Genomic DNA, 2,213 nt, shown 5'->3' with positions numbered 1-2,213 from the left:
CTCACGCAGGAAATGGCCGACAAGGCCTGGGCCATCATCGAGGAAGTGCAGGCCATGGGCGGCATGACCAAGGCGGTGGACAGCGGTTGGGCCAAGCTCAAGATCGAGGCGGCCGCCGCTGAAAAGCAGGCACGCATCGATTCGGGCAAAGACGTGATCGTCGGCGTCAACAAGTACAAGCTCAAGACCGAAGACGCTATCGAAGCGCGCGACATCGACAACGTGGCCGTGCGCGACGGGCAGATCGCGCGGCTACAGAAAATCAAGGCCACGCGCGACAGCGCCAAAGTGCAGGCCGCGCTGGATGCGCTGACCGCCGCCGCCGACAGCGGCGAGGGCAACCTGCTCGACCTGTCGATCAAAGCCATGCGCCTGCGCGCCACCGTGGGCGAGGTGAGCGACGCGCTGGAGAAGGTGTTCGGGCGCCACCGCGCCGACACGCAAAAGGTGACCGGTGTGTACGCAGCTGCCTACGATTCCGCCGAGGGCTGGGACGCCCTCAAGACCGAGATCAACGCGTTTGCCGAAGCGCAGGGCCGCCGCCCGCGCGTGATGATCAGCAAGCTCGGCCAGGACGGCCACGACCGCGGCGCCAAGGTGGTGGCCACGGCCTTTGCCGACCTCGGTTTCGACGTCGACATGGGCCCGCTGTTCCAGACGCCCGAGGAGTGCGCGCGCCAGGCGATCGAGAACGACGTGCACGCGGTGGGTGTCTCCACACTCGCCGCCGGCCACAAGACGCTGGTGCCGGCCATCATTGCCGAGCTCAAGAAGCAGGGCGCCGACGACATCATCGTGTTCGTGGGCGGCGTGATCCCGCGCCAGGACTACGAGATGCTTTATGAAGCGGGCGTGAAGGGTATTTACGGTCCGGGCACACCGATTCCCGCCAGCGCCAAGGACGTGCTGGAGCAGATTCGCAAGGCACTAAAGGCCTGATTGTGATACTGTAATACGGTATTGAATCAGGAGATCGTCATGGCTGTATCCGTTCGCATGGACCCCTTGCTGGAGAAAGAGCTGGAGCTCGCTGCCCGCCGCCAGGGTGTGACCAAGTCCCAGTTCATCGTGGAAGCGGTGGAGCGCGCGCTCGGCCGCAAGAACCCCTACGACCTGCTGGTGGCCTTGAAGGCTGAAGAGTCGCAGGCCGAATACAAGGCTGTCGCCAAGGCGTTCAAGGGCGAAGAACAGCCCTACGACACCGACGCCTCGCGCGCCGCCATCGTGAAGAAGCTGAAGGCCAAGCATGGCGGCCGTGCTGGTTGACGCGGGGCCGATGGTGGCGGTGTTCGGGGCCAAGCAGCCCCGGGCCGAGCACTACCTGGACCTGTTCAAGAAGGCGGCCGACTTGAACTGGTCGCTCTCCACAACGTGGCCTTGTGTGGTGGAAGCCAGTTACCTGCTCGCACCGCCGCAGCGCTACACCTTTCTTCGGTGGGTGGGCGCGGGCGCGCTGTCGGTGTTTCCGTTTCAGCAAGAAGCGCTGGAAGAGTTTGTGGGCCTGATGCAGCGCTACACCCAAGCACCTCGAACCGAGATGGACCTGGCCGATGCCTCCTTGGTCTGGCTCGCTTCCGACACCGGCGTGACCACCATCATGACCACCGATGTGCGCGACTTTTCTCGCTACCGGTTGCCCGACGGGCGAGGCTTCGACATCCTGTGACCACCGCTCCCATCAACGCAGTGGCCACACTGCACACCCTTCTGCATGGCGAAGCCATGGCGCAACGCCGCGCCATCGCCAAAGCCATCACCCTGCTCGAATCCACCCGCGCCGACCACCGCGCGCAGGGCGACGAGCTGCTCACCGCCTTGTTGCCGCACACCGGCCAGGCCTTCCGCTTGGGAATCAGCGGTGTGCCGGGCGTGGGCAAGAGCACCTTCATCGAAGCGCTCGGTCTGTACCTGATCGACAAGGGTCACCGCGTGGCGGTGCTCACGGTGGACCCGTCCAGCACGGTCTCGGGCGGCTCGATCCTGGGTGACAAGACCCGCATGGAAAAGCTCTCGGTGCACGAGCAGGCCTACATCCGCCCCAGCCCGAGCAGCGGCACGCTGGGCGGTGTGGCTGAGAAGACGCGCGAGGCCATGCTGGTTTGCGAGGCGGCGGGTTACGACGTGGTGATCGTCGAGACCGTGGGCGTGGGCCAGAGCGAGACGGCGGTGAGCGGCATGACCGACATGTTCGTGCTGATGCAGCTGCCCAACGC

At 65.2% G+C, this 2,213-nt stretch carries 3 protein-coding genes and 1 pseudogene; all 4 read left to right on the top strand.

The window, feature by feature from the left end:
* A partial coding sequence (locus tag Q1W68_RS07485; protein ID WP_300716016.1) for a methylmalonyl-CoA mutase family protein occupies positions 1-939 on the top strand: 939 nt, incomplete at its 5' end.
* A 39-nt stretch (positions 940-978) separates the two neighbouring features.
* Positions 979-1,266: a CopG family transcriptional regulator gene (locus Q1W68_RS07480; RefSeq protein WP_300654484.1), complete on the top strand. Its 288-nt coding sequence runs from the start codon at positions 979-981 to the stop codon at positions 1,264-1,266.
* Positions 1,247-1,666, top strand: a complete 420-nt coding sequence (locus tag Q1W68_RS07475; protein ID WP_300654487.1) for a hypothetical protein — start codon at positions 1,247-1,249, stop codon at positions 1,664-1,666. Before Q1W68_RS07480 ends, Q1W68_RS07475 begins: the two co-directional genes overlap by 20 nt.
* Before the next feature lie 56 nt (positions 1,667-1,722).
* Positions 1,723-2,213, top strand: a pseudogene (locus Q1W68_RS07470) (methylmalonyl Co-A mutase-associated GTPase MeaB); the annotation flags it as partial.

This window comes from Hydrogenophaga sp. (assembly GCF_030158645.1).
In the GTDB taxonomy this organism is placed as follows: domain Bacteria; phylum Pseudomonadota; class Gammaproteobacteria; order Burkholderiales; family Burkholderiaceae_C; genus Hydrogenophaga.
This window is presented reverse-complemented; position numbering and strand designations above follow the sequence as displayed.